This is a genomic window from Paenibacillus sp. FSL R5-0713 (assembly GCF_037973325.1).
Classification (GTDB): Bacteria; Bacillota; Bacilli; order Paenibacillales; family Paenibacillaceae; genus Paenibacillus.
Window position 1 is genome coordinate 4,680,888 of sequence record NZ_CP150229.1, and the last position, 23,351, is coordinate 4,704,238.

The following is a 23,351-nucleotide window of genomic DNA, read 5'->3' on the forward strand; positions in this document are numbered from 1 at the left end:
CCACCTCCTATTTCTATTTACGTAATTTCGGATCAAGCGCGTCGCGCAGACCGTCACCGAGCAAATTAAATGCAAGCATAGTCAGTACCATCAGACCCGCCGGGAACCACATCCGCCACGGATACAGCGTCCAGCCTGTGAGTGCGTCATTGATCATAGATCCCAGTGATGATCTCGGTGCAGATACACCAAGTCCGAGGAAGCTCAGAAACGCCTCAGCGAAGATCGCGTTAGGAATAGACAATGTCAACGTTACAATAATCGGACCAACTGCATTTGGCAACAAGTGACGGAACAATTGACGTCCAGTACTTGCACCCATGGAGCGAGCCGCAAGAATGAAGTCTCTGTTTTTGAGTTGCATAATCTCACCACGTACAATCCATGACATACTGATCCAGCCCGTAATGGTGAGGGCGATGATGATGGTTGTCAGACTTGGTTCCAATACAACCAACAACAAGATAACAACGAGCATGTACGGCAGGGAATAGAGGATTTCGGAGAATTTGTTCATGATACCATCAACACGTCCACCGTAGTAACCCATAATCGCACCATAAATTACACCAATAACAAGGTCAATCAGAGCTGCTGCCAAACCGACAGTAAGGGATACACGCGCACCAACCCATGTTCTTACCCATACATCACGACCAAGTTCATCCGTACCGAACCAATGCTCTGCACTAGGTGCCGCGTTGGCATTCATCAAATCGTTTGAATAATAATTATAACTTGTAAACAAAGAAGTTGGACCAATCAAAGCGAAAATCACGACAAGAACCAATACACCCAGACTTATCATTGCAGCCTTATTGGTTGCAAGTCTGTACATGGCATCTTTAAAAAGGGATACACTTTCTTGCGGTTTAACCGCTGCCTGACTAGTCAGGTTCGTGTTCGCCGTTTCATTCTTTTTATTATTCGTGCCAGACAACGTTATGCCCCCTTCCGGCTTTCCAGCTTGATTCTAGGATCAATTAGTACATAAGCGATATCCGTCAGGAAGCGTGCCAACATGAGGAGAATACCATAGAAAATTGTGATACCCATAATCATGGTGTAATCCCGGTTAGTGATGCTTTCTACGAATACTTTACCAATTCCCCCGATGTTAAAGATCTGTTCAATAACAACGGAACCTGTGATGATGTTTGCTGTCATTGGACCAACATAAGTTACTACTGGCAAAATACCATTTCGTACAACGTGTTTAAACATAATCGCTGGCCATTTTAAACCTTTGGCTTTAGCTGTTTTGATATAATCTGCATGTAAAACTTCCAGCATGCTGGAACGAGTCAAACGAGCGATAAAGGCAATTGGTGATGCAGACAAAGCTGCAACTGGGAGTACATAGTCAAGCGGTCCATCGAAGCCCATTACGTTGAACCATCCCAATTTGAAAGCAAAGACATATTGCAATAATGAGGCAAGCAAGAAGCTCGGAACAGCAATACCTATGACAGCGACGACCATGGTAACATCATCAATCAATTTGCGGTGATAAACTGCCGCGAGAAGTCCCAACAGTACACCAACAATAATGGAGATGAGAATTGCAAAGATCCCAAGCTTCAGTGAAGCCGTGAATGTTTGAGTAATCATATCCGTTACGTCCTGATTCAGATACCTCATCGAAACGCCGAAATCCCCTTTAAGGATTCCACCCATATACTTCAGGTATTGTTCATACATCGGTTTATCCAAACCGTACTTAACTTCTAAGAGTGCACGAATTTCTGGCGACAGTTTCTTTTCTGCTGTAAACGGGTCACCAGGAATGGCCTTCATCAGGAAGAAAGTCAGCGATGCGAGTATGAAAAGCGATAGCAGCATAAATAGTAGTTTTTTCAACACATACTTAACCAACCCTTGCACACCTCCACAAACAATATTTTGTATACAAATCGATTGTAGAATTAGACAGAAATAAAGTCCAATCCATTTATCGGAAATTTCAAGAATTATAAGGAAAATCGGTGCACATACAAAAAAATCGGGATATATATGGAATTCCACATATATATCCCGAAGTAATCATATTAGACTTCAGAACAACTTATTTCTCTTCCAGATATGCACGAGTGAAGTCAATAGCTCCACTGAAATCAAGTTGTACGCCTTTCAGGTAAGGCTTAGTCAAAGATACGTTAGTGTAGTAATAGATCGGCATAACGCCCATTTCATCTTGAATCAGGATTTTCTCAGCGTCAGCAAATGCAGCCATACGTGCAGCTGGATCAGCGGATTTTACAGTTTCTTTAACATCTTTGTCATACTGTTCGTTGCTGAATTTGGAATCATTGTTTGTGTTTCCAGTAGTCCACATTTCCAAGAAGTTGTATGGATCGTTGTAGTCAGCAGACCAACCTGCACGAGCTACTTGGAAGTTTTGGTTTTGACGGTTCTCAAGGAATACGCCCCACTCTTGGTTTTCTGTTTTCACATCGACACCAAGATTTTGTTTCCACATATCAGCAATTGCCAAAGCGATTTTCGCGTGACCATCACTTGTGTTGTAGATCAAAGTAACAGCTGGCAATGTAGTGTAACCTTCTTCTTTCATACCTTCAGCAAGCAATTTTTTAGCTTCATCCACATTTTCTGTGAAGTAATCGTCTTTGTGCTCATCACGGAATTCGCCGTTTTCACCACGGATACCTGGAGGTACAAAGCCGAATGCTGGAATTTGTCCACCTTGTGTTACTTTGTCAACAATCAATTGACGTTGAATCGCCATTGCAAATGCTTTACGGATTTTAACGTTGTTAAATGGTGCTTCATTTACGTTGAACTGGTAGTAGTACGTACTTGCAATACCAGTAGCTTTGAACTCGTCCGGCAATTCCGCTTTTACAGAAGGAATTTGGTCGGATGGGATTTCACCGTTAGGTGCACCAGTGTAGTCCAATTGTCCTGATTTGTAAGCTTGCAGTTCGGAAGCACTGCTGTTTGTCAAAGACATATCGATTTCAGCCAGTTTAATGTCAGCAGCTGCATGGTAACCATCGTTTTTCTTCACAACAATTTTTTGACCTTTAGCGTATTGATCCATTACAAATGGTCCGTTAACGATCATGTTTTTGTAGTCTGTGAAGAATTTGTCATTTGTATCAGCAGATGCATGTACTGGGTAGTACGTGTAGAATGCTGTCAGACCCAAGAAGTAAGGTGTTGGGTTTTCCAACGTTACTTCAAGCGTGTGCTCATCAGTAGCTTTAACACCTACTTGAGAGAAGTCTGTAACTTTAGTACCTTTATATGTTTCGTCTTTGCTCAGGTTGTAACCTTCAGCACCTTTGATGTAGTACAATTGGTATGCATATGGAGAAGCTGTTTCCGGTTTCAAAGCGCGTTCCCAAGAACGAACAAAGTCTTCGGCAGTGATTGCATCACCATTGCTCCATTTAGCATCCGGGTTCAAGTTGAAAACATATTTCAAACCATCTTCGGAGATTGTCCAGTCTTTAGCTACGCCCGCTTGTTCTTTACCGTCAGCATCGATGCGTACAAGACCTTCATACAAGAACTTCAGAACTGTGTTGGTTTGGCTGTCTTTTGCTTGAGCCGGGTCCAACGTAGGAGGTTCAGCTGACAGGTTAATTTTCAGGATTTGATCTTTAGCAAGACCATTTCCTTCGCTTGCAGAACCAGTATCGGTGTTACCTGTGCCTTCGTTTTTCGATCCGCACGCTGCAAGTACGGTACCGAACGCCAGAATCAGCGTCAAAAGGACTAATAGACTTTTCCTTTTCATCTAACACGTTCCCCCTAAATTGATATGGTTTATATGTTTATAGATTATACAACCACCGGTCAAAAAAATCTACATTACTTTTTCAGAAAGTAATGTTTTTTTCAGTTTTCGACAAAATCGACACATTTTTCAGCTCTTTTGCGTTATGTATCCTTACATCTGTTGCATGAAGTATCTAAATAATCCAAATAAAGTAAACAAAATGTATCCGAAACTCATGATTACAAAAGCCATGCGCCAAACGGCCCGGAACATTCTACCCCCATCCACCTTCCCCTTTAGTCGATTTTGCGCTCCCCCGATGAATCCAAGTGCTAGTAGTATGAGTAATAATGTCAGATAAAAACCAAAATTCGAATCAAATGTTAAGTTGAATAACGCCGATACTGAAAATACAAGGAAAAAGGTGGTTACATCCATTGCCGTCCGCAATGCTGTGCGCTTGTCTTTTTTCCATAAGTACATGCCCCAATAGACGAGAAAGAACGGAAAAAAAGGTAATATACTCAGCACGATAAAAAGTCCCATTAATTCACTCCTTCCGGTTGCATTCCTTCAATCAGTTGAAGCAGTAGTTCATGTGTAGGTGCAGTAAGGCCCGACTTTTGTGCCATCCTTACAATATGTCCGTTAATTGATCCGACTTCTGTACCACGTCCAGCGAGAACATCTGCAAGCATGGAAGAAGTGTTCGTTGCAGTCGAACGACAGACTAATATCAATTGATCCCACATATCCTGATCCAAACATATTCCGCGTTCAGAGTAGACTAACAATACTTCTTCATATAACTGCCGCATTAGCCTCTTGCGTTCTTCCGTGGTGATCAATTCTCCGTTCGGGATTCGCCATAACGCTGTAAGCGGGTTAATGACTGCGTTAATTAATAGTTTCCTGTATATCAGCTTATCGATTTCATTCGACACTGTACAGTCAAATCCTGCCTGCTCCAGGACTCTTGAAAGAGTAAATATTCCTTTTTCCTCTATAGAGATAGAAGCTTCTATATGTGTATTATGATTTCCCAACCTGGTTTCACCCGCCCCTGCACGAGTCACCTGACGCTGTGAACGCTTCGCACCTTCTGTTGTAACCGCACTACAGAGAAGCGAATTTGGCATAGCAGCATGAAGTTTTTCCAGATGGCCCATCCCATTTTGAAAACAAGCGATATTCAGCATATGATCTTGCAATGGGCTAATCTCATGAATGAAATCATCAATGCCTGTCTGCTTAACCATGAGCAGTAACCATTCTCCTGGCGTGTTCTTCCATGTGTCAGTCAGCTCACTTATGGGTTTCACATGTATTTGATCCGGTAGAATATGTATCTCCTTGTCTCGTTCCACAAGGGTTACTCCATCATGACTGAGAAGGTCTGCCTGAGCCGTTGTTCTTGTCCAGAATCTGACCTGGTTACCTGTCAACAGCAGTTTCCCGCCATATAATAGACCCAGCGCCCCCGCTCCAACGATGTCAATGATCATATCATGCACTCCTATCCGCTTCAGTAGTTACGCTTCCCTTATCTATAATAGAACAAAAACACTAAACTAAAAACCCGTCATACCTGCCGTTATGTAACGGAGGTGTGACGGGTTCATACCTGACTCTCACAAATCAGACGTCTGTACTTGCTATTCAATTCGTTCCAGATTCCCGTTGGCATCCATCTTGAAACGTGTCTTGAGTTCTTCTTCTTCTTCGGACAAAAATGCAAGTCTGCGAGCACGATCCATAATCTGAATCAAAGCTTTGTAGTCGTCGTTCACCACGCGGTAATCCGTTTGTACTTCATTCACTTCCTTGGAGAGACGATCATTCTCAAGACGCAGTTCGAGCAATTCATCTTCTTTCTCCCGAAGCTCCTTCTCCAACATCTTGAGTTGACGATTACTCTCCTGCACGGTTCCCTTCCATTGTCGCAGAAAGCGAATGACTGCATCCATCGATAATGAATCGTCCGAGATCCCATCTGATTTGTACAGATGTTCTTCAGTGTCCAGTGTAGACAATGCAGCAACCTGTGGTCCGAGCATCGCTGGCTGCTTTCTGAGATAACTTCGTTTTTGCCGTTGTGCCTTGGCGTTACTGATGGCAGACTCATACTTTTTACGTACACAACTGTTCCAGCGAAAACCGCATGCGGCAGATGTTCTGCCTATTTTTTCACCTACCTCTTCAAAAGCGGCCAATTGTGTACTGCCTTCCCGAATATGACGCAAAGTAACCTCAGCTAATATCAAATCGTCCTCTGTACTCCAAGCATCCTGTCTCACTGCAGTCATGCTATAATACCCTCCTAACAACATCCTAAAATAACCGTCCGCATTACCGGAAGCCCGGTATGTGAATTAGGTATAAAAGCTGCTTCATTCATTCTTATGCCTCTCATAGAGTTCATAGAATTGATTTCATACTAAAATGTATTTCCACATTCAGGCTTGCTCATACGTGACACAAGTAAAACTTCTCTCTTTATACTTCATTTGAGCAAAAAAAGAATTCGCTTTCATATCCAAATTTGTTTACACGTTTTTCCTTTCCCGGTATAATGTTGTGTAGACAATCTATGATCGTACTTAGAGAGGAGGATTTACCGTGGCACGCATGTTTCGGGTACTCGGGTTCTTCACGCTTGCGATTGGCCTGATGGCTTTTGCGGGAGATCTGGTCGAAATGGCTTTGCTTTTTTTCCTGCAGACTGCGTTTTTTGTCATTTTGGGATACTTGAAATTTACTGAAAGAACGTACATATTGCTCTTCTGGGGTTATATGATCGTCACATTCACGGGGTTCAGCTACTGGACCGTATTCCAAATGGGTTTGCCGCTATAATCCACCTGCAGCATCAAAGTAATCCGATATCTGTCGGGTTACTTTTTTGTTGTGTTCAGATTAAATGGTTGTTCATGGTGTTATGTAACCTCTAAGGATAATTCACGTATTTGTTTCATATATTGTCTGGAAGACAACTAGCCTGTACTATTGTCATTGAAGATGTGGAAAGGAGAATGATCGTTGAGACGTCATAACGGCATTGCCGCATTTATATTATGCATCATTGTATTTCTGCAACTACCCTCAAACTATGCCTATGGAGAGTCTTCATCTGAGGATACACGTGAAATATTGCAAAAAAGTCTATCCATCGTCGAAATCGATCATGAAATTGAACGTATCGCAGGCAGACAGAAGCAGCTGGCTCAACAATACGAGAGATTATCCGTCCAACTTCAGGATCAGGAAGAACAGATACATATTCAGCAAGATCGGGCCGGAGCTGTAGTGAGGTCCTACTATACTGGAGAACGTGACAGTCTTCTTATGACGGTCCTGGGGGCCCGATCATTCAAAGACCTGTTTGTACTGTATGATTATTATCAGATTATTATTGGACGGGATCAGGCTGTGCTGGACAAGTATCAGGACCGGTATCGCAACCTGCAACAGACTACCACTCAGATTCGTCAGACTACAGCAGAACTAACCGAAATGAAGACTAATCTTCAAAACCAGCGGGAACGTGTAGTCGCCTTGCAAAAAGAAGTAGATGCCCAAATAGCCGCCAGCGGAGATGCGGCGGCGATTCAGAAACTAATGGATGAATTAACTCTCTATTGGGAGAATATCGGCATCTATGAGGTGAAACGATATTTCAAAGCATTGGCATCTGCCATGCAGAACCTGCCTGATTTTATACAAAAACAAAACGGAGGCATATCCACAACTGGAACAACTTATACGATTCGGATTGGGCAGGATGAGCTTAACGCATTTTTACGTTCGCAAAATCCTATCTTTGAAGACTTTGCCTTTCAGTTTAATCAGGATAAGATTATCGCATCCGGTCAGCGGGATCAGTTGCAATTAAGCATTGAAGGACATTATACGGTAGAAAATGAACCTCAGAACTCCATTCGTTTTCATGTAGACAAACTAGTATTTAATCAGCTTGAATTGCCCGACACCACCCGCCGAATGCTGGAAAGAGAATTCGACCTTGGATTCTATCCACAGAAAATCCTGTCTTTTGTCAAAGCAACGGATGTTTCAACAAGTGAAGGCATACTGGAAGTTAAACTAGCTATATCATTTTAAAGAGCTTGTTCTAATACTATTTACGTATTGATTCGCTGTAATCTCTCCCTTTAGAAATTGTTGTACCTTTTTATGAAAACGAGTGATTAGAGCAAGATTTTCGGTCGTTGACGCAGGGGCATCTTGGGTTGTTGAGAACCAGGAATGTCTCTTTGTCATTTCATAACGTCCAGCAAGTTTCTCGGACTCCAAATCCAGTTCCTGTTGCTTTGCAGGCAAACGGTTGACCTGTTGGTACCATTTTAACTGTGACGTAGCGGACGTCATGCCTTCAATCCATCTACTGGCCTCCTCAGCCTCAACCGAACCCGAAGTAATGACAAGGCTTCTGGAGCTTACTGTTTCCAAGGATTCAAAAGAAATGCGCTCCAAAGAATCTTTATGAACGGTACTCGCTTGATCTGCACTTAATAATTGAGATAACAAGGATACAACCATTGGTATGTTAGTCTCGTCAGCAGTTGATGAGAACATCGGATAGGTAGACTGGACCATTATATGAGGTTGAATGTGATTCATCAATTGAATCCCCTCCTGGAGGTCTCCCGGTTGCGAATCTAATGGCATTTGATGAACTTGATCAGGTGCCATTCTCGGTTCAAGATGATTTAACCACGCATTTGTCCCGTACATATCATTGATGTTCATTGTAATTAAAGGGATTCCTTCGGCATTGGCTTGTTGAGTAAGTTTGACCCACTGATCTTTATTGTGAGGTAATGACTCCATTCCAGCTCTCTTCAGAAATGAAGATTGTGCAGCCAGAATGTACGGATCAAAATCAAAAGGCATTCCCCATTGATAACCATTCCACTCTGTCATTCCCCGTAATCCAACTACTGTATCACCGAGAGACTTCGATAATGTTGTTCCATTTAACGGATACAGGTACCCTTTTTGGGCATAGTATTGCACTTCTTCACTATCAAGCAGAACCACATCGCCGTTCTCTCCTAGTGAAAATTCAAGATCCAAAACACGCTTATATGTATCCGGTTTCTCATTCCGAAGATTAATCTCTACCAGCTGGGAAGCAGCAACTTCTTTGGCTAACTTTTGAAAGGCTTGGAACTCTTCATCCGACATGGCAACCACAATCTCCAGCGGGGATTGAGCATCTTCATTACGTGACGAATTACCCGGAAAAGCATCGTTCTCCTTCTCTTGTTCCTGATTGAGCTGCGAACCTCTAAAGTCAAAACTCGGTGACAAGATCGTTAACGAAAGCAGCAATACCGCGAACAAAACAACCTGATGTTTACGCTTCATTAACTTCCCTCCTTGTTCACCTAGTTTTTTCCTGCAGCAATTATTGTAACAAATAAGTAGTACTCTTGTCCTACCCTGCCGAAAAACACTTTTTCGGATTTTCGCATAATACGAGCATATCGAGTTCTGTGCAATAACGCTTTCTTATTTTTTCAGCAAAAAAGCCGGCTCCAAGAGCCGGCTTCAATAACAACATTTTCCGGGAAATAAATCCCCTGAATTTTACAATAAATCAGCCGCAAGCTGTGCCAGCTTGGACCGCTCTCCTTTTTCGAGCATAATGTGTCCGCTGATTCCCTCTTGCTTGAACCGTTCCACGATATACGTCAGACCGTTACTGGCGGAATCAAGATACGGATGGTCGATCTGTTCGGGGTCACCCATCAAAATAATTTTACTGCCTTCACCGACCCTGGATACAATGGTCTTCACTTCATGGCGGGACAGATTCTGAGCCTCATCAATGATGATAAACTGTCCAGGTATCGATCTTCCACGAATATATGTTAATGCCTCCACCTGAATACTGCCAAGCCCCATTAGAATTTTATCGATATCCCCGGCTTTTTTGGTGTCAAACAAAAACTCCAGATTATCATAAATCGGCTGCATCCATGGACGAAGTTTTTCTTCCTTCTCACCAGGCAAGTAACCGATATCTTTCCCCATGGGAACGACAGGACGAGCGATTAACAGTTTTTTGTATTTATGATCATCCTCTACCTTAAGCAGACCTGCTGCAAGTGCCAGCAAGGTTTTCCCTGTTCCAGCTTTACCGGTAATGGTAACAAGCGGGATGTCGTCATTTAAAAGCAGTTCCAGTGCCATGCGTTGTTGTGCGTTACGTGCGCTAATGCCCCAGACATTATCATTACTGAGGAAAAGCGGCTCCAGCTTTGTTCCCTCTGTATTCACTTTAAGTAAAGCCGATTTATTGGTTCCCATCTCATCCTTGAGAATGACGAATTCATTCGGATACAACGAGTAAGACAACTGTAGCGGTTTGATTGGTAAAAAACGATATGTGTAAAACTCATCAATCACTGACGGATGAACTTTTAGGGCCGTATAACCTGGATATAACTCGCTGAGTCCTGCCGTCCGATCTGATAAGTAATCCTGTGTAAACAGACCAAGTACATCCGCTTTGATACGCACAAGAACATCTTTACTGACAAGCACGACCTGACGTTCGACTACTTCCTTTTCATTCTCTTCGATCTGATAATTCAGTGCGACAGCCAGAATTCGATTATCGTTGGATACTTCACCAAACATTTCCTGAACTTTTACGAAACTCCGATGATTCAGCTCTACTTTCAGGTTACCTCCATTAGCCAAAGGTACCCCACTGTGCAGGTGACCCAGCTCACGTAATCCATCCAACAGTCTGGATACATTACGGGCATTACGCCCAATTTCATCGGCATTTCTTTTTTTGGAGTCGATCTCCTCCAATACAACCGCGGGAATGATTACCTCATGTTCCTCAAAGGCAAATATGGCATTGGGGTCATGCAGAAGCACGTTGGTATCCAATACAAAAATCTTTTTCATTCAATCCCCTCCAAAGCGGCGTCGTTAAAGGCATGGATAGTGTGATCTTTCAGCAGCGGCATGGACAATCATGATCCCATACATAAATGTATTCGACTAGGGCAAAATAATTGTCAACCATTCTGAAAAACTCCAAGAAAGGATGAACATTTATGAAAATATGGGTTTGCACGCTGCTTCTGATCTTTATACTTACAGGTTGCAACAGTACCACTCGTAACGCTTCTCAGGAACCGCATACGTCACATCCAAGAAGCTACGGAGGAAATATTACAACTCAGCAAGATCAAAGGAAAGGATCTCACATGCTCGATGCACAGGAAGATCGGTTGAATCCTTCACGTTTGGACCGTCTTAATGAAAATACAGGTGAAGTCCACGATACCAACATTGCGGATGATGCAAAGAGTGGCCGGATGCCAAATGAAAAACGAATCAATCACCTTAAAGCACTTGCCAAGCAAGTGGAAGGTGTTAAAGATGCGAACTGCGTTATACTCGGTAATACGGCTGTGGTCGGTATTGATGTTGATGGTGAACTGGAACGTGCTCGGGTAGGTACCATCAAATACGCTGTTGCCGAAGCGCTTCGTAAAGATCCCGAAGGTGTAGATTCCATTGTTACTGCTGATGCCGATGTCACTGAACGAATTAAAGAGATTGGTGAACATATCCGTCAAGGGCACCCCATATCCGGTTTTGCTTCAGAACTCGCTGACATGGTGGGACGAATTATCCCTCAACTCCCGAAAGACGTCAAAGTCCGTCAAAATCCGGATGAACACGTGAATCAAAAACAACAAATGCAGCAGCTGCATTCATCAGACAAAACACAACAAAAAGCCCAGTGATCTCTCACTAGGCTTTTTTCATGGCAGCAAAAACTTGCCCATCTAATTTTTCAGCAGCACGCTGATCATATACTTTGACATATTGAGGCACGGAGGACAGTTGAGCGCCGTAAAACAGAGCATTCCTCACCGCTTCAATCGTAATGTCGAAACAACACATATTAAATGGAACATCCTGCAGCGGATCTTGTCGTACCGCAGCACGTCCGTTCACTGCGTACACTGTCTCTTCTCCAAAGACAGTAATCGTAATGAGCGGGTTAGTCATCATGTTATTCACTAAGCGCGAACGATGATCGATCGCTAAACGAAAAGTAGAAGCATTCTCCGCATAAATCCAGGAGATGGCTGTTGAAGTCGGACCTCCGGATTCTACATCCACTGTGCTCAGCAGCACAAAGGTCTCATTCTTGAATTGCTGTAAAAGAGATTCAGTTAATTGTGTGACGGCTTCGGACATTCAACCAGCCCCCTAACCTTCTTTATGCAATTCTTAAACTTGGTTTATATTATTATAGCATACGAATTAATGTGCTTCCAATCCCAAAAGAATGAAGGTTATTCACTCGAAGTTGAAGTGGTTACCTTACCTGAAAGAGTATCTTGTAATGCCTGCTTCGCATTGGCGAGTTCCGTTTCATTAATATACACATAAGGGCTTCTCCACTCTCCGGTTACCGGAGTATAGTGTACATCCGAGGTGGAAATATTCCAATACGTCGAGATAAAGTTTTTCATTTGTTCCGATTCCACATCTGTCGTCATGTTCTTGTCAACTGCACCAATCACTTTGCTAATCTTCGTAATTCCCCCAAGAGATTTCATCTGATCCAACATGGAGTTCAATACTTGGTTTTGACGTTTGTTACGGTCAAAGTCATTGGATTCAGCAGTCTTCGGATTACAATTGGATTTGCGGTAACGCACAAAATCCAGTGCCGCTTTACCATCGAGATGTTGTGCGCCTGCGACCAGATTGATATCTGTCCCATCGGCTGTATCTCTATAACACATATTTTTATCCACAGTCACATCCACGCCACCCACGGCATTAACAGCGTCACGGAAAGCCTGGAAATTCAGTACGGTTGTATAATTAATATCTACATCCAAATACTTACTCATCATTTCTTTCATCTGATCCTCTGCATTTTTGCCAGTGGTTTTTTCCTGTGCTTTAAACCTCGGATAATAGGAATTCAACTTGTTGGATTTGTACCCATCCAATTGAATACGGGTGTCTCGTGGCAAAGATACAATGGTTGCCGTCTTGGTCTCCGGATTCAACGAAGCCACCATTACGACATCCGAGAGATATGTGCCCGTTTCAGGACGGTTATCTGTGCCTAATAACAGCATCGTGATCGGTTTGGTTGTGGCTGACATGCCGGGAGGTACCGGTTTATCGATGCCTGTATCCACGACTTGATTGTATACCCAGTACGCATATCCACCGCCTACCAGAATGGCAATAACCAATAGACTTAAAAAGATTCTGCCAAAAGCATTCATTCTCTTTTTCTTCTTAGGCTGCTTGCCCTTGCCATTCTTCGATCCAGAAGCACCGGATTGCGCTGGTGCCTGTCTCCGTGGAGGCAGTCCGTTCGAATTTGAGTTCATATCTTCAACACCTTTATCACATCTGTTTTTTGTCTAAATAAAAGACAACCGCTTTCCCTAAGGAAAACGGATGGTCTGTACAAGACAGGATTTATGAATTTCGAGCGGTAGCTTCCGCTTTTTTCTTTTGACGGCCTTCGATAAAATAACGCACTCTCACTAACAACATCAAACCAACCGCAACCAACAAACATTGAATGATGGGAAGCTTGTCGATCTGGAAAATAAGAAGCATGAATGTGCCCATCGCCATCAATATATAGAGAACGATTTCCTTACCAAGCGGCAATTTCTGACGTACCCGAAACACCTTGTTATATACGTAAGTAATCAATACAAAGATGACGATGTAGGCTACGATCGGGTGTGATGCGAACCATGCTTGCATGCACAGCCAGCTCCTTTCGTGTTCATGCTAGAGTATAAGTTAACTGGTTGATGAAACTCCCTTTAGCAACTTAGAGAGCCAGTACGTGCATCGTGACCGTTTCGATCTCAGCTCGTTCTTCCGATCGCTGTTATCCCCAGATTTTTTTGATTCATTTTCAATGGTAAAATCCGGGGATAAAGGCGAACGCTTCGCTTCTTCAGAATCGATTCTGTTCCCTACACTACGTTAGCTGTACAAGCTCTCGTTACTAGCCGGGCCCATCAAATGCTAACTTATATAAATTATTTTGTTGTTATTAGGCTTTGGAAGCCATTTTGCGTTGTTTTTCTGCACGTTCACGCTCGGATTTATTCAGGATCTTCTTACGAAGACGAATGGATTTCGGTGTGATCTCACAATATTCATCTTCATTCAGGTACTCAAGCGCCTGTTCCAATGAGAAGATAATCGGAGTTTTAATTTTAACTGTATCATCTTTACCAGAAGAACGAACGTTAGTCAGTTGTTTTTCTTTGCAGATGTTAACAACGATATCATTATCACGTGTGTGTTCACCAACAATCATACCTTCGTAGATCTCAGTACCCGGCTCCAAGAAGAGCGTTCCGCGATCCTCAACACCCATCATTCCGTAGAACGTAGATGTACCCGTTTCAGTTGAGATCAGCACTCCTTGGTGACGTCCACCCACTTGACCGGATACGACTGGAGCGTAACTGTCAAATGCATGGTTCATAACACCGTAACCACGAGTCAATGTCAGGAAGTTTGTGCTATATCCGATCAAACCACGTGCTGGAATCAGGAACTCCAGACGAACTTGACCACTACCTGTGTTAACCATGTTAACCATCTCTGCTTTACGTGCACCTAGGCTCTCCATTACGGAACCCATGCTCTCTTCAGGGATATCAATCAACAAGCGCTCAACAGGTTCCATTTTCTTACCGTCAACTTCTTTAACGATAACTTCTGGTTTGGATACTTGAAGCTCATATCCTTCACGACGCATGTTCTCAATCAGGATACCCAAGTGAAGCTCACCGCGTCCGGAAACGACAAATGCATCCGGGCTGTCCGTTTCATCAACACGAAGGGAAACGTCAGTTTCCAGTTCTTTCAACAAACGCTCACGAAGTTTACGGGAAGTTACCCATTTACCTTCACGACCTGCGAATGGACTGTTGTTCACGAGGAACGTCATTTGTAGTGTAGGCTCATCGATTTTCAAAACTGGAAGTGCTTCTGGATTGTTCGGATCGGCAATGGTTTCACCAATGTTGATGTCCTTGATCCCTGCAATGGCAACGATGTCGCCTGCTCCTGCTTCTTCCGTCTCAATACGTTTGAGACCCTGGAAACCGAACAGTTTCTCGATACGTGCAGTTTTGCTCTTGCCATCACGCATAATAACCGTTACCGATTGTCCTTGACGGATCACACCGCGGTTAACACGACCAATGGCAATACGGCCAAGGTATTCATTGTAGTCCATCAAAGTAACGAGGAATTGAAGTGGTTCTTCAACATTTTCGGTAGGGTGTGGGATATGACTAACGATCGTATTGTAGATCGCCACCATGTTGTCATCCTGTTTAGCAGGATCACTTTCCATGCTGGATGTTCCGTTCAATGCGGAAGCATATACAACAGGGAATTCAAGCTGTTGATCGTTGGCACCCAGTTCAATGAACAGGTCCAATACTTCATCAATTACCTCAGCCGGACGAGCCGCTGGACGGTCAATTTTGTTTACAACAACGATAGGTGTCAGGTTGTGCTCCAGTGCTTTACGAAGTACAAACTTCGTTTGTGGCATACAGCCCTCATAAGCATCAACAACGAGCAATACGCCGTCAACCATTTTCATGATACGTTCCACTTCGCCACCGAAATCGGCGTGTCCTGGTGTATCCACAATGTTGATCAGATAATCTTTATAAGTTATAGCCGTGTTTTTGGCCAAAATCGTAATACCGCGTTCACGCTCCAAATCGTTGGAGTCCATTGCGCGCTCCTGTACCGTTTCGTGATCACGGAAAGTACCGGATTGCTGGAGCAACTTGTCGACGAGCGTAGTTTTCCCGTGGTCGACGTGGGCAATAATCGCAATATTGCGAATGTGTTCTCTTGAATGCATGGTTTGTATCCATATCCTTTCCAATTTCAATTCTTATCTACTAAACTTCCCGCAATTTCGCAGGTTACTCACAAAATAAGCGTCGGTGATATCCCGACGCATGTCTATATCCCTTATATTATAGTTTATTATAGGTAAAAATCAAGATATTTCGCACGAAAAGACCATTGGGAATGTTACCAGCCTCTCCCTTGCCGTCCTCGTCCAAGCAATAACCAGACTCCGCCCAGGATCAAAAGAACAGCAAGGACATAGATTATTCCCGTTTGCAGCAAGGTAAATCCGAATAATATGATGGATACCGCACCAAGGATCAAAGCTGCAGGTAATACATATTCCGGTCTTCGACGCTCAGCCATTCCATATTCGAGCAGCCCTATGGCGATCCCAAGCAAAATTGCTGGCCAGAGCCTGCTCATCAGTCCAGCACCCCATGTATTGGTTATACTGAATAACACACCATACACCGTTAGTATGCCGGCTGGAACAAGTGACCACGACGGTGAAATACGCGCATAATATAACGCATGAAGGGCTATGCCTGGCAGCAAGATCAGCAAAGGCCAGAAGTTACGACCAATAAATCCAAACACGCCAAACTTACCGAGCAGAATAATAATTCCAGCAGCTACAATAAATATGCCAATTGCTTTTTCATTTCTCATCCTCATCTGCAATCACCTCTTATACCATGGCTATGTACTTTATTTCTTTGATAAACAATTTACAATCCATGCTGACTGTTGATTTCCTAACCTGTTATCCTGCTTCTAGTGTATCTGATGTTTCGGCAAAAAACTATACTTTATGTCGCACTTTGCAAGTGCCCTTTACCTGTATTACCCTAAAATGTGCAACTTATGACTAGCCCAATGGAACTTCTAATGGCAAGAGTATTCGCTCAACACAGGACCGCCTAAACCTGAGGGTTCGGGCGGTCCTGTGTTCAAGCTTTTATCCATAGTCAAACTATGCGTTCTTCCTCACAAATTTATGGGCTCCTCCAACCGCTATTACAAGACAAGCCATTGCTGCGGGCAACAGCGTGTGTACCTCTGATGCCATTCCTCCCAGCCATTCTCCTAACTTGGGGTCTTTCATCACCATCTCACCAGCTGTGAAAGCCAGAATGCCTGATCCGGCGAATACCAGAATCGGAAATCGCTTGAGCAAACCAACAATTAGCCCACTGCCCCATACGACAATGGGAATACTTATTGCAATCCCGATGACGATCAAAGCCAAATCTCCATCTGCCAAAGCCGCTATAGCCAAAACGTTATCCAGGCTCATTACAAAATCGGCAATCAGAATGGTTTGAATGGCTTTCCACGTCGTAGAAGCTTCCCGAATATGTACTTCATCCTCATTTTGAAGCAGTAGCTTCACTGCAATCCAGAGTAGCAACAGTCCACCTGCCGCTTGGATAAAGGGAATCCCGAGTAATAACACTGCGACGAAGGTTAACACACAGCGTAGCAGCACCGCCCCAAAAGCTCCCCACCATACCGCTTTTTTGCGTTGTATCGGTGGCAGATCCTTGCTAGCAAGCGCAATAACAACCGCATTATCTCCACTCAATACCAGATTGATCATTAAAATCTCAGTCAACAGCCAGAGTGTATCCATGTCCTCATCCCCCCACATTAACTTGTATGTCAGAGTTGTCCATGCTATTCTTAATGATTGAACCGTATATAAGGAGTGACATAATACATGGAGCTATTTAGCCCCGCTTTCTGGCTGGCTTTGCTGAACGTTGTCTTTATTGATCTCATTCTGGCTGGAGATAATGCCATCGTCATTGGTCTTGCAGCTCGAAATTTGCACCCTTCCGTGCAGAAAAAGGCAATTCTATATGGAACGGGCGGCGCACTTCTGATTCGAATCTTGGCAACCGTTGTTGTTTTATGGTTGCTTAAAGTGCCTTGGCTCTTGCTGGTGGGAGGCATACTGCTGATCTGGATTGCCTATAAATTATTGGCGGATCAGGGAGATGAACACAATGATATTCAGGCGGGGACTTCCTTATGGACTGCTGTTCGTACCATCGTGATCGCAGATGCAGCCATGGGACTCGATAACGTGATTGCCGTTGCCGGAGCTGCGCAGCAGCATCTTGTGCTTGTCATTCTCGGGCTCCTGATCAGTGTACCTATTATCGTCTGGGGCAGCACTCTGTTTATCAAGCTCATTAATCACTTTCCCTGGATCATCTATGTCGGAGCCATCGTTCTCGGGTATACGGCATCCAATATGATTACCGAGGAGCAGCGACTCTCGCCTTACTTTACTGAACATCCGGCATTGCGAATTCTCTTCATCGTTGTGGTTATCGCAGGCGTAGTCTTTGCAGGTTATCGCAAACGCTCCAGCAGTTCGAGTCACAAGGGATCTGGCGGGGAACAGCAACGCTCCTATTCGTAGGCTATTTAATTTTATAATTGCTCCTGAACACAGCAAAGGACTGAACGATATTTTATCGGACAGTCCTTTTTTGCAGTTAACATAGCCCTTATTATGTCAGCCATGCTCATTTTTATTGAGTTTAGAACCAGTCATCCTTCATGGCTTGATCGCCTGACTGATTCGTTACCACAGTAGTTTCACCGGCGTGCAGCGTGATGGTTTCTGTTAATTCTACCGCTTGATCGACCCATTCTGGCAGATGGCTCATGGTTGATTCAATTTTATCCACAATCCGAAGATTGGGATTGGTAGAAGGTGACTTTGGCACAAAGAGAGTACAGCAATCCTCATATGGCAAAATCGATATGTCATACGTTCCAATTTGTTTGGACAGGGTGATGATCTCCTGTTTATCCATCATAACCAGTGGTCGCAACAGTGGTAGATCCGTCGCACGGCCAATGACATTCATACTCGGAAGAGTCTGACTCGCTACTTGGCCCAGGCTATCCCCGGTGATCAGTGCTAGTGCACGCTCCCGCTCGGCAAGTTTGGATGCAATTCGCAGCATTGAACGTCTCATTAGGGTAATAATCAGATTGTCCTGACCCAGTTGGGTGAATGCCGTTTGGATCTCCGTAAATGGAACCAGATGCAGCTTGATTGTTCCTGCATGATCAGCAAGGGCACGCGCCAAATCAATGACTTTTTCTTTGGCCCGCTGGCTTGTGAACGGATAACTGTAAAAATGTACACATTCCACTTCGAGTCCACGACGCATGGAAGACCAGGCAGCAACAGGGCTATCTATCCCACCTGATAGCAGTACCATTGCTTTGCCATTCGTCCCCAGCGGAAACCCACCCACCGCAGGAATGGTTTCATTGAAAATATAAGTGCCTTGATCCCGAATTTCCACTCGCAGTTCAATATCAGGCTGACGAACATCAACACTCAATTGCTGGAACTTCCGAAGGATCGGGGAACCAACCAGATGATTCATTTCATGTGAAGAGTTCGGGAACTCCTTCCATACCCGCCTTACATTTACCTTGAATGTGGTGCCTTCCTTAAATTCGTCTTCCCTTTCGTCCATAAAAGCAACTGCGGTTTTCACAATCTCATCAAGCTCGGATGGAGTAACTTTAACCGGACTAATCGACATCACACCGAATACCCGCTTTAACACCTTAATCAGTTCATTATGTGATTCACCGCCAAGATCCACATAGACACGGCCATATTCTTTGCGAAGACTTGCTCCTGGATAAGGTTTAAGTAAAGCTTTCACCTGTGTAATGATCGTTTTCTCGAATCGCGCACGATTTTTTCCTTTTAACATAAACTCTCCGAAACGGAGAAGCAGCATATCATATTTCATATCCATTCACATCCGCCTTTCAAGGGGTCGCAACTGCGCCACCATCTGATGTAAAGCCCGTTCAAGCGAGGCTACATCTTCTTCTGTATGTTCATCTCCAAGACTAATACGCAATCCGCCAGCAGCACAAGCTGTATCTCTGCCCATCGCAAGTAGAGCTCTACTTGGTTCAGCCGAACGCGAAGAACAGGCAGATTGGGTGGATATGGTTATGCCAAGTTGCTCCAAGGTGTGCAGCGCCACTTCTGCCTTCATCCCGGGATAGGAGAAGTGCACAATATGAGGTGCACCCTCTGTGCGACTGTTCAATTCAAATTCAGGAATATGACGTATCGTTTCCATCAATCGATCACGGAGTACCTGAGTACGACGGGCAAAATTAACCTGGCCTTCTGCTGCCATCCGCATGGCCTTTGCCATGCCTACTAACAAGGCCACGTTCTCCGTGCCAGCTCTTAGACCCTGCTCCTGTGATCCCCCTGACATGAGTGGCGTAAGTTCCACTCCACTTCGCACATACAAGAGACCTGCTCCCTTCGGTCCACGGATCTTGTGAGCAGACAAACTGTACAGATCTGCGCCCCAAGCGGCAGGTGAAGCCTCCATTTTTCCAAACCCCTGAACACCATCCACATGAAAAAGCACTCGGGGTGCTTTCTTTTTGAGCTTTTTGCCAATCTCTGCAATCGGATGGATAGCTCCTGTTTCATTGTTTACATGCATCAGACTTACTAGCACTGTATCCTGTCTGATTGCATCTATAACCTGCTGAGCATTCACAACACCAGCGGAATTGACAGGAATTAGCGTTACATCCCATCCCCACTGTTGCAATTGCATAAAACTTTCATACACCGAGGCATGCTCGGTAGCCGTTGTGACAATATGTCTTCCTCGTGACTGATAACGTAATGCAGCACCTTTTATCGCAAGATTATTGCTCTCGGTCGCACCGGAAGTAAATACAATCTCCTCAGGCTTAACGCCTATCGCCGCAGCACAGCCAGAGCGTGCACGACGCAACAATTGATGAGCACGCTCTCCATATCCATGAATAGAGGACGGATTACCGAATTGTGTCTCCATAATTTCGGCCATCGTACGAACTACATCCGGATGGGGAGGCGTGGTTGCAGCATAATCAAAATATTTCAAATGAGGTTAGACCTCCCTTATCTCTTCGTTCATGAACCTACAGTGAGCATTGTAACACGATACCCATACAACACAAAAAGACCAACCGGGAACAGGCGTTTCAAGCGCTGCTGTCCCCACATTTGATCTCATCCTGCCTATCATGTGTTATCGCAAATGTTACTGTGAGTTTAAATCACATATTTAGACTGTGCCTTTTCCACCTTGGAGATATAATTCTGTGTTTCTGAAGGCAGACGGTTAAGTACACTCATCAGTTCGCTATCACTCGACACGCCCAGACGTGAAACACGACCCGGTCCTGCATTATATGCAGCAAGCGCCATCTTCACTTCTCCACCGAAACGCTGGAGCTGAAGAGAAAGATATTTCGTCCCGGCATCAATGTTCTGGGCAGGATCAAATGAATTATTTACACCCAGCCCTGCAGCTGTCCCATCCATTAATTGCATGAGCCCTTTGGCACCGGCGGAGGAAACAACATTTGGGTTAAAATTGGACTCTGTGTCAATGACGGCCTTAATCAATGATTCAGGCACACCATATTTCGCACTTGCTTCCGCAATCAATGATTCAAAATCCGTAGGTACGGATGCACCGGAATCCACGATTCCTGTATTGGATGAAGATAATAAAGACTCAACGATGTTATTGGAGACAGAGGACGATCCTGCCGTATTTATATCCGGATTGTACGTGCTTCCGAGTTGCAGCCACAACAAACCATCACTGGATCTTTTGGAGACCGTAGCGGTGGAATCCGTATTGCTCGTCGAATTGGCACCCGTGCCTAACAGCTCGTCCATCACATTGGCGAAATCCACTGTTGAACCAGCATCTGGTTGTGACCCACTGGTTTGGTTATTCACATTGGACAATTGCAGTTCCAACAACTGCCGCGATCCGCTTGGATCTATCTGCATGACTTATACCCACTCCCGTAGTATTAAGCGTAATATGACCTTATTCTACATCGTTTTACAGCAAGGTTCCATTGTTTTCAAAAAAATAGTTAAATCCCACGGTCTAACCTGCGTATATACGAAAAAAAAAACCTCCTGTAAGTCACCACACATGGGTGCAAACAGAAGGCTTGGTGAAGCATATTTTACACCTAGCGCGCAAATGGGATCATGAAAAAATAACTCAGCGTAGCTACAATACCCAGTCCAATGGACCAAGCTCCCGCCGTTTTCCTACCATTTACATAAGCATAGTAACCCAGAACAGCTGCCGCTGGTCCAAGTACGATTGACCACATGAACAAGGACGCAATACCGAAGGCCAGCCCCATATAACCTGCGACTTTGCCTGTTGACTCCATGACACGGTCCGCCTCATGCTTCTCAACTACAGGTTCTGAACGTTCGGTGCCTCCAGTTCTTACAACAGTTGGAGGAGCCACCTCAGCCCCGTACTCTTCCCGATGTACTTTCCTTGGATAATCCACACGCATACGCTGTTTTTCAACCTCACCTTTGTTTTCAGGGCGATCAATAGAACGAATGTTGTTATCGTCATTTTTCATTTGGAAGCACCTCCATTATGAATAGGGATGACTGCTCACTTGGGTTTGAACGTGTGACAGCAGGTTGCAGAGGATGTACGCGCATGATCATGATGATCCGAGTCGAATGTCTCACCGGCAAACTCCTCATGCAGACGACGGGTGGCGTGTTGGTCGATGTCAATCATGATAGCATCAGCCTGGCAGAAGTTGTTCTCTCCCCAAAAGTTGCAGTTGGAGACGCTGCATTTGACAATTGGTTTGTCTTGGCTCATTTTTTTTATCACCTCGACTACTATTGTCTCCCCGCCACAAACCCGATATTCTCCGCTAAAATGCCAGATGATGACATGATCCCTCCCCGTTAATTTCTGACTGAAAACACAAAAAAACCGCCACAAGGGCGGTTTCGTTCAATATCATATTAAAATTCAAACGTTAGTTAAGCGTGATTCCGTTGATTTTGCATACGGCGCTGAGTCAGGTAATCACTTTCGTAGTATGCCAGATCATCGCGCAATTCTTCGTACGTTTTGGAAACCTCAAGAATGACATCCCGCACTGCACGAATTGGCTTGTCACGAAAACGAATGGCATCTTGTCCTGTGTAAGCGTATCTTCCGTCTTCCGAGTAACATTCATTTTTGGGATAGAAAAAGCTGTTTACGCATTGGTGATACGTATTATAAAGAGCCTTTTCGGCAAAATCGACATCAAAGTTGGCACGACGCAGCACAACGCCAAGTTTTTCGTAAGAAACTTCAGAAAAAACGAGTAAATGACGGAGATCTGAAAGAAATCCTTTGTAGAAGACTGTTGATTCTTCCGTCTGATTCTGATCCAGTTCAGGCAAAGCATTCTCATTCAAAAATTTTTCAATCCGATCGATAGCCGGTTTTAACTTTTCCCTAGTTGACTCACATGTTTTCTGTACATTGGCTGCTGACATAAAGGTAGCTCCCCCTTAAATAAGTCCTTACATATAGGTCGGCCAACGGTGGTTTTCCCCTGACCTTTGAATTCTCAGCTATAATCCTACCATAAAAAGTTGACGAGCGGTATCCCTTAATCATGCTTTCCGTTTCTGCCATTGAACATGCCTATTATACGCAGTCAGACTCGAACTTGTTTGCATAAAACGTTCCACTTTTTCTAACGATAGATATAACCAGTGACAACGATGAAGCACTGTTAATGACTGTCCAAA

Annotated in this window: 24 protein-coding genes; 4 read left to right on the forward strand and 20 right to left on the reverse strand. The window is 44.1% G+C overall.

What is annotated here, in order from left to right; genetic code table 11:
- Positions 1–13: 13 nt before the first annotated feature.
- The 6 genes from MKZ12_RS20870 to MKZ12_RS20895 all read right to left on the reverse strand — a co-directional run bounded on the left by MKZ12_RS20870 (position 14) and on the right by MKZ12_RS20895 (position 6,051).
- Complete coding sequence (locus MKZ12_RS20870; protein ID WP_339256438.1) at positions 14–940, reverse strand: ABC transporter permease; 927 nt, start codon at positions 938–940, stop codon at positions 14–16.
- Positions 941–942: 2 nt separating this feature from the next.
- Positions 943–1,875, reverse strand: coding sequence for an ABC transporter permease (locus MKZ12_RS20875; RefSeq protein WP_100527052.1), 933 nt, complete (start codon positions 1,873–1,875; stop codon positions 943–945).
- Between the two features lie 190 nt (positions 1,876–2,065).
- Complete coding sequence (locus MKZ12_RS20880; RefSeq protein ID WP_339256441.1) at positions 2,066–3,763, reverse strand: peptide ABC transporter substrate-binding protein; 1,698 nt, start codon at positions 3,761–3,763, stop codon at positions 2,066–2,068.
- 153 nt (positions 3,764–3,916) lie between these two features.
- On the reverse strand, positions 3,917–4,291 hold the full coding sequence (locus MKZ12_RS20885; RefSeq protein WP_339235950.1) for a DUF3397 domain-containing protein: 375 nt from the start codon (positions 4,289–4,291) through the stop codon (positions 3,917–3,919).
- The gene (locus MKZ12_RS20890) at positions 4,291–5,250 is read right to left on the reverse strand and encodes a 2-dehydropantoate 2-reductase (protein WP_339256443.1); all 960 of its coding nucleotides are present in this window, start codon (positions 5,248–5,250) and stop codon (positions 4,291–4,293) included. Before MKZ12_RS20890 ends, MKZ12_RS20885 begins: the two co-directional genes overlap by 1 nt.
- 150 nt (positions 5,251–5,400) lie before the next feature.
- Positions 5,401–6,051 (reverse strand): RsfA family transcriptional regulator, encoded by a 651-nt coding sequence (locus tag MKZ12_RS20895; RefSeq protein ID WP_215077527.1) that lies wholly within the window; start codon positions 6,049–6,051, stop codon positions 5,401–5,403.
- 313 nt (positions 6,052–6,364) lie between these two features.
- Here MKZ12_RS20895 and MKZ12_RS20900 point away from each other — a divergent pair, with 313 nt between their 5' ends.
- Entirely contained in the window at positions 6,365–6,601 is a 237-nt protein-coding gene (locus MKZ12_RS20900; protein ID WP_076332330.1) for a DUF2626 domain-containing protein, read from the forward strand.
- Between the two features lie 183 nt (positions 6,602–6,784).
- Complete coding sequence (locus MKZ12_RS20905) at positions 6,785–7,864, forward strand: hypothetical protein (protein WP_339256447.1); 1,080 nt, start codon at positions 6,785–6,787, stop codon at positions 7,862–7,864.
- Here the strand turns inward: MKZ12_RS20905 and MKZ12_RS20910 are convergent.
- Together MKZ12_RS20910 and MKZ12_RS20915 are read right to left on the reverse strand one after the other, a co-directional pair.
- Positions 7,856–9,133, reverse strand: coding sequence for an extracellular solute-binding protein (locus MKZ12_RS20910; RefSeq protein WP_339256448.1), 1,278 nt, complete (start codon positions 9,131–9,133; stop codon positions 7,856–7,858). The two genes, MKZ12_RS20905 and MKZ12_RS20910, sit on opposite strands and share 9 nt — an antisense overlap.
- A 222-nt stretch (positions 9,134–9,355) precedes the next feature.
- A complete protein-coding gene (locus MKZ12_RS20915) occupies positions 9,356–10,690 on the reverse strand; it encodes a PhoH family protein (protein WP_024628438.1) in 1,335 nt (444 codons plus the stop codon).
- A 152-nt stretch (positions 10,691–10,842) separates the two neighbouring features.
- On the opposite strand from MKZ12_RS20915, the gene MKZ12_RS20920 reads away from it, so the two are divergent.
- Positions 10,843–11,541 (forward strand): YhcN/YlaJ family sporulation lipoprotein, encoded by a 699-nt coding sequence (locus tag MKZ12_RS20920; protein WP_339256449.1) that lies wholly within the window; start codon positions 10,843–10,845, stop codon positions 11,539–11,541.
- A gap of 7 nt (positions 11,542–11,548) precedes the next feature.
- Here the strand turns inward: MKZ12_RS20920 and MKZ12_RS20925 are convergent, their stop codons facing one another.
- The 6 genes from MKZ12_RS20925 to MKZ12_RS20950 all read right to left on the reverse strand — a co-directional run bounded on the left by MKZ12_RS20925 (position 11,549) and on the right by MKZ12_RS20950 (position 17,321).
- Positions 11,549–12,001 (reverse strand): pyridoxamine 5'-phosphate oxidase family protein, encoded by a 453-nt coding sequence (locus MKZ12_RS20925; protein WP_124116004.1) that lies wholly within the window; start codon positions 11,999–12,001, stop codon positions 11,549–11,551.
- A gap of 98 nt (positions 12,002–12,099) precedes the next feature.
- Positions 12,100–13,161 carry an LCP family protein gene (locus MKZ12_RS20930; RefSeq protein ID WP_339256450.1) on the reverse strand — a complete coding sequence of 354 codons (1,062 nt, stop codon included), beginning with the start codon at positions 13,159–13,161 and terminating at the stop codon, positions 12,100–12,102.
- A 91-nt stretch (positions 13,162–13,252) separates the two neighbouring features.
- Complete coding sequence (locus MKZ12_RS20935) at positions 13,253–13,549, reverse strand: YlaH-like family protein (RefSeq protein ID WP_339235971.1); 297 nt, start codon at positions 13,547–13,549, stop codon at positions 13,253–13,255.
- A gap of 298 nt (positions 13,550–13,847) precedes the next feature.
- Complete coding sequence (gene typA, locus MKZ12_RS20940) at positions 13,848–15,692, reverse strand: translational GTPase TypA (protein ID WP_339235973.1); 1,845 nt, start codon at positions 15,690–15,692, stop codon at positions 13,848–13,850.
- 176 nt (positions 15,693–15,868) lie between these two features.
- A complete protein-coding gene (locus MKZ12_RS20945) occupies positions 15,869–16,363 on the reverse strand; it encodes a hypothetical protein (protein WP_339256452.1) in 495 nt (164 codons plus the stop codon).
- A 298-nt stretch (positions 16,364–16,661) separates the two neighbouring features.
- Positions 16,662–17,321, reverse strand: coding sequence for a TerC family protein (locus tag MKZ12_RS20950; RefSeq protein ID WP_339256454.1), 660 nt, complete (start codon positions 17,319–17,321; stop codon positions 16,662–16,664).
- Positions 17,322–17,408: 87 nt separating this feature from the next.
- Here MKZ12_RS20950 and MKZ12_RS20955 point away from each other — a divergent pair, with 87 nt between their 5' ends.
- A complete protein-coding gene (locus MKZ12_RS20955) occupies positions 17,409–18,119 on the forward strand; it encodes a TerC family protein (protein WP_339235981.1) in 711 nt (236 codons plus the stop codon).
- Between the two features lie 121 nt (positions 18,120–18,240).
- Here MKZ12_RS20955 and thiI read toward each other — a convergent pair whose 3' ends face one another.
- The 6 genes from thiI to MKZ12_RS20985 form a co-directional block, all read right to left on the reverse strand.
- Positions 18,241–19,482 carry a tRNA uracil 4-sulfurtransferase ThiI gene (gene thiI / locus MKZ12_RS20960; protein WP_339261481.1) on the reverse strand — a complete coding sequence of 414 codons (1,242 nt, stop codon included), beginning with the start codon at positions 19,480–19,482 and terminating at the stop codon, positions 18,241–18,243.
- Between the two features lie 6 nt (positions 19,483–19,488).
- A complete protein-coding gene (locus MKZ12_RS20965) occupies positions 19,489–20,637 on the reverse strand; it encodes a cysteine desulfurase family protein (protein WP_339256456.1) in 1,149 nt (382 codons plus the stop codon).
- A 170-nt stretch (positions 20,638–20,807) separates the two neighbouring features.
- On the reverse strand, positions 20,808–21,560 hold the full coding sequence (locus MKZ12_RS20970) for a lytic transglycosylase domain-containing protein (RefSeq protein WP_339256458.1): 753 nt from the start codon (positions 21,558–21,560) through the stop codon (positions 20,808–20,810).
- A 191-nt stretch (positions 21,561–21,751) separates the two neighbouring features.
- Positions 21,752–22,165 (reverse strand): hypothetical protein, encoded by a 414-nt coding sequence (locus MKZ12_RS20975; protein WP_253439370.1) that lies wholly within the window; start codon positions 22,163–22,165, stop codon positions 21,752–21,754.
- A gap of 35 nt (positions 22,166–22,200) precedes the next feature.
- Positions 22,201–22,419, reverse strand: a complete 219-nt coding sequence (locus MKZ12_RS20980) for a DUF1540 domain-containing protein (RefSeq protein ID WP_076211597.1) — start codon at positions 22,417–22,419, stop codon at positions 22,201–22,203.
- Between the two features lie 167 nt (positions 22,420–22,586).
- On the reverse strand, positions 22,587–23,093 hold the full coding sequence (locus MKZ12_RS20985; protein WP_091014020.1) for a YpuI family protein: 507 nt from the start codon (positions 23,091–23,093) through the stop codon (positions 22,587–22,589).
- Positions 23,094–23,351: the final 258 nt, after the last annotated feature.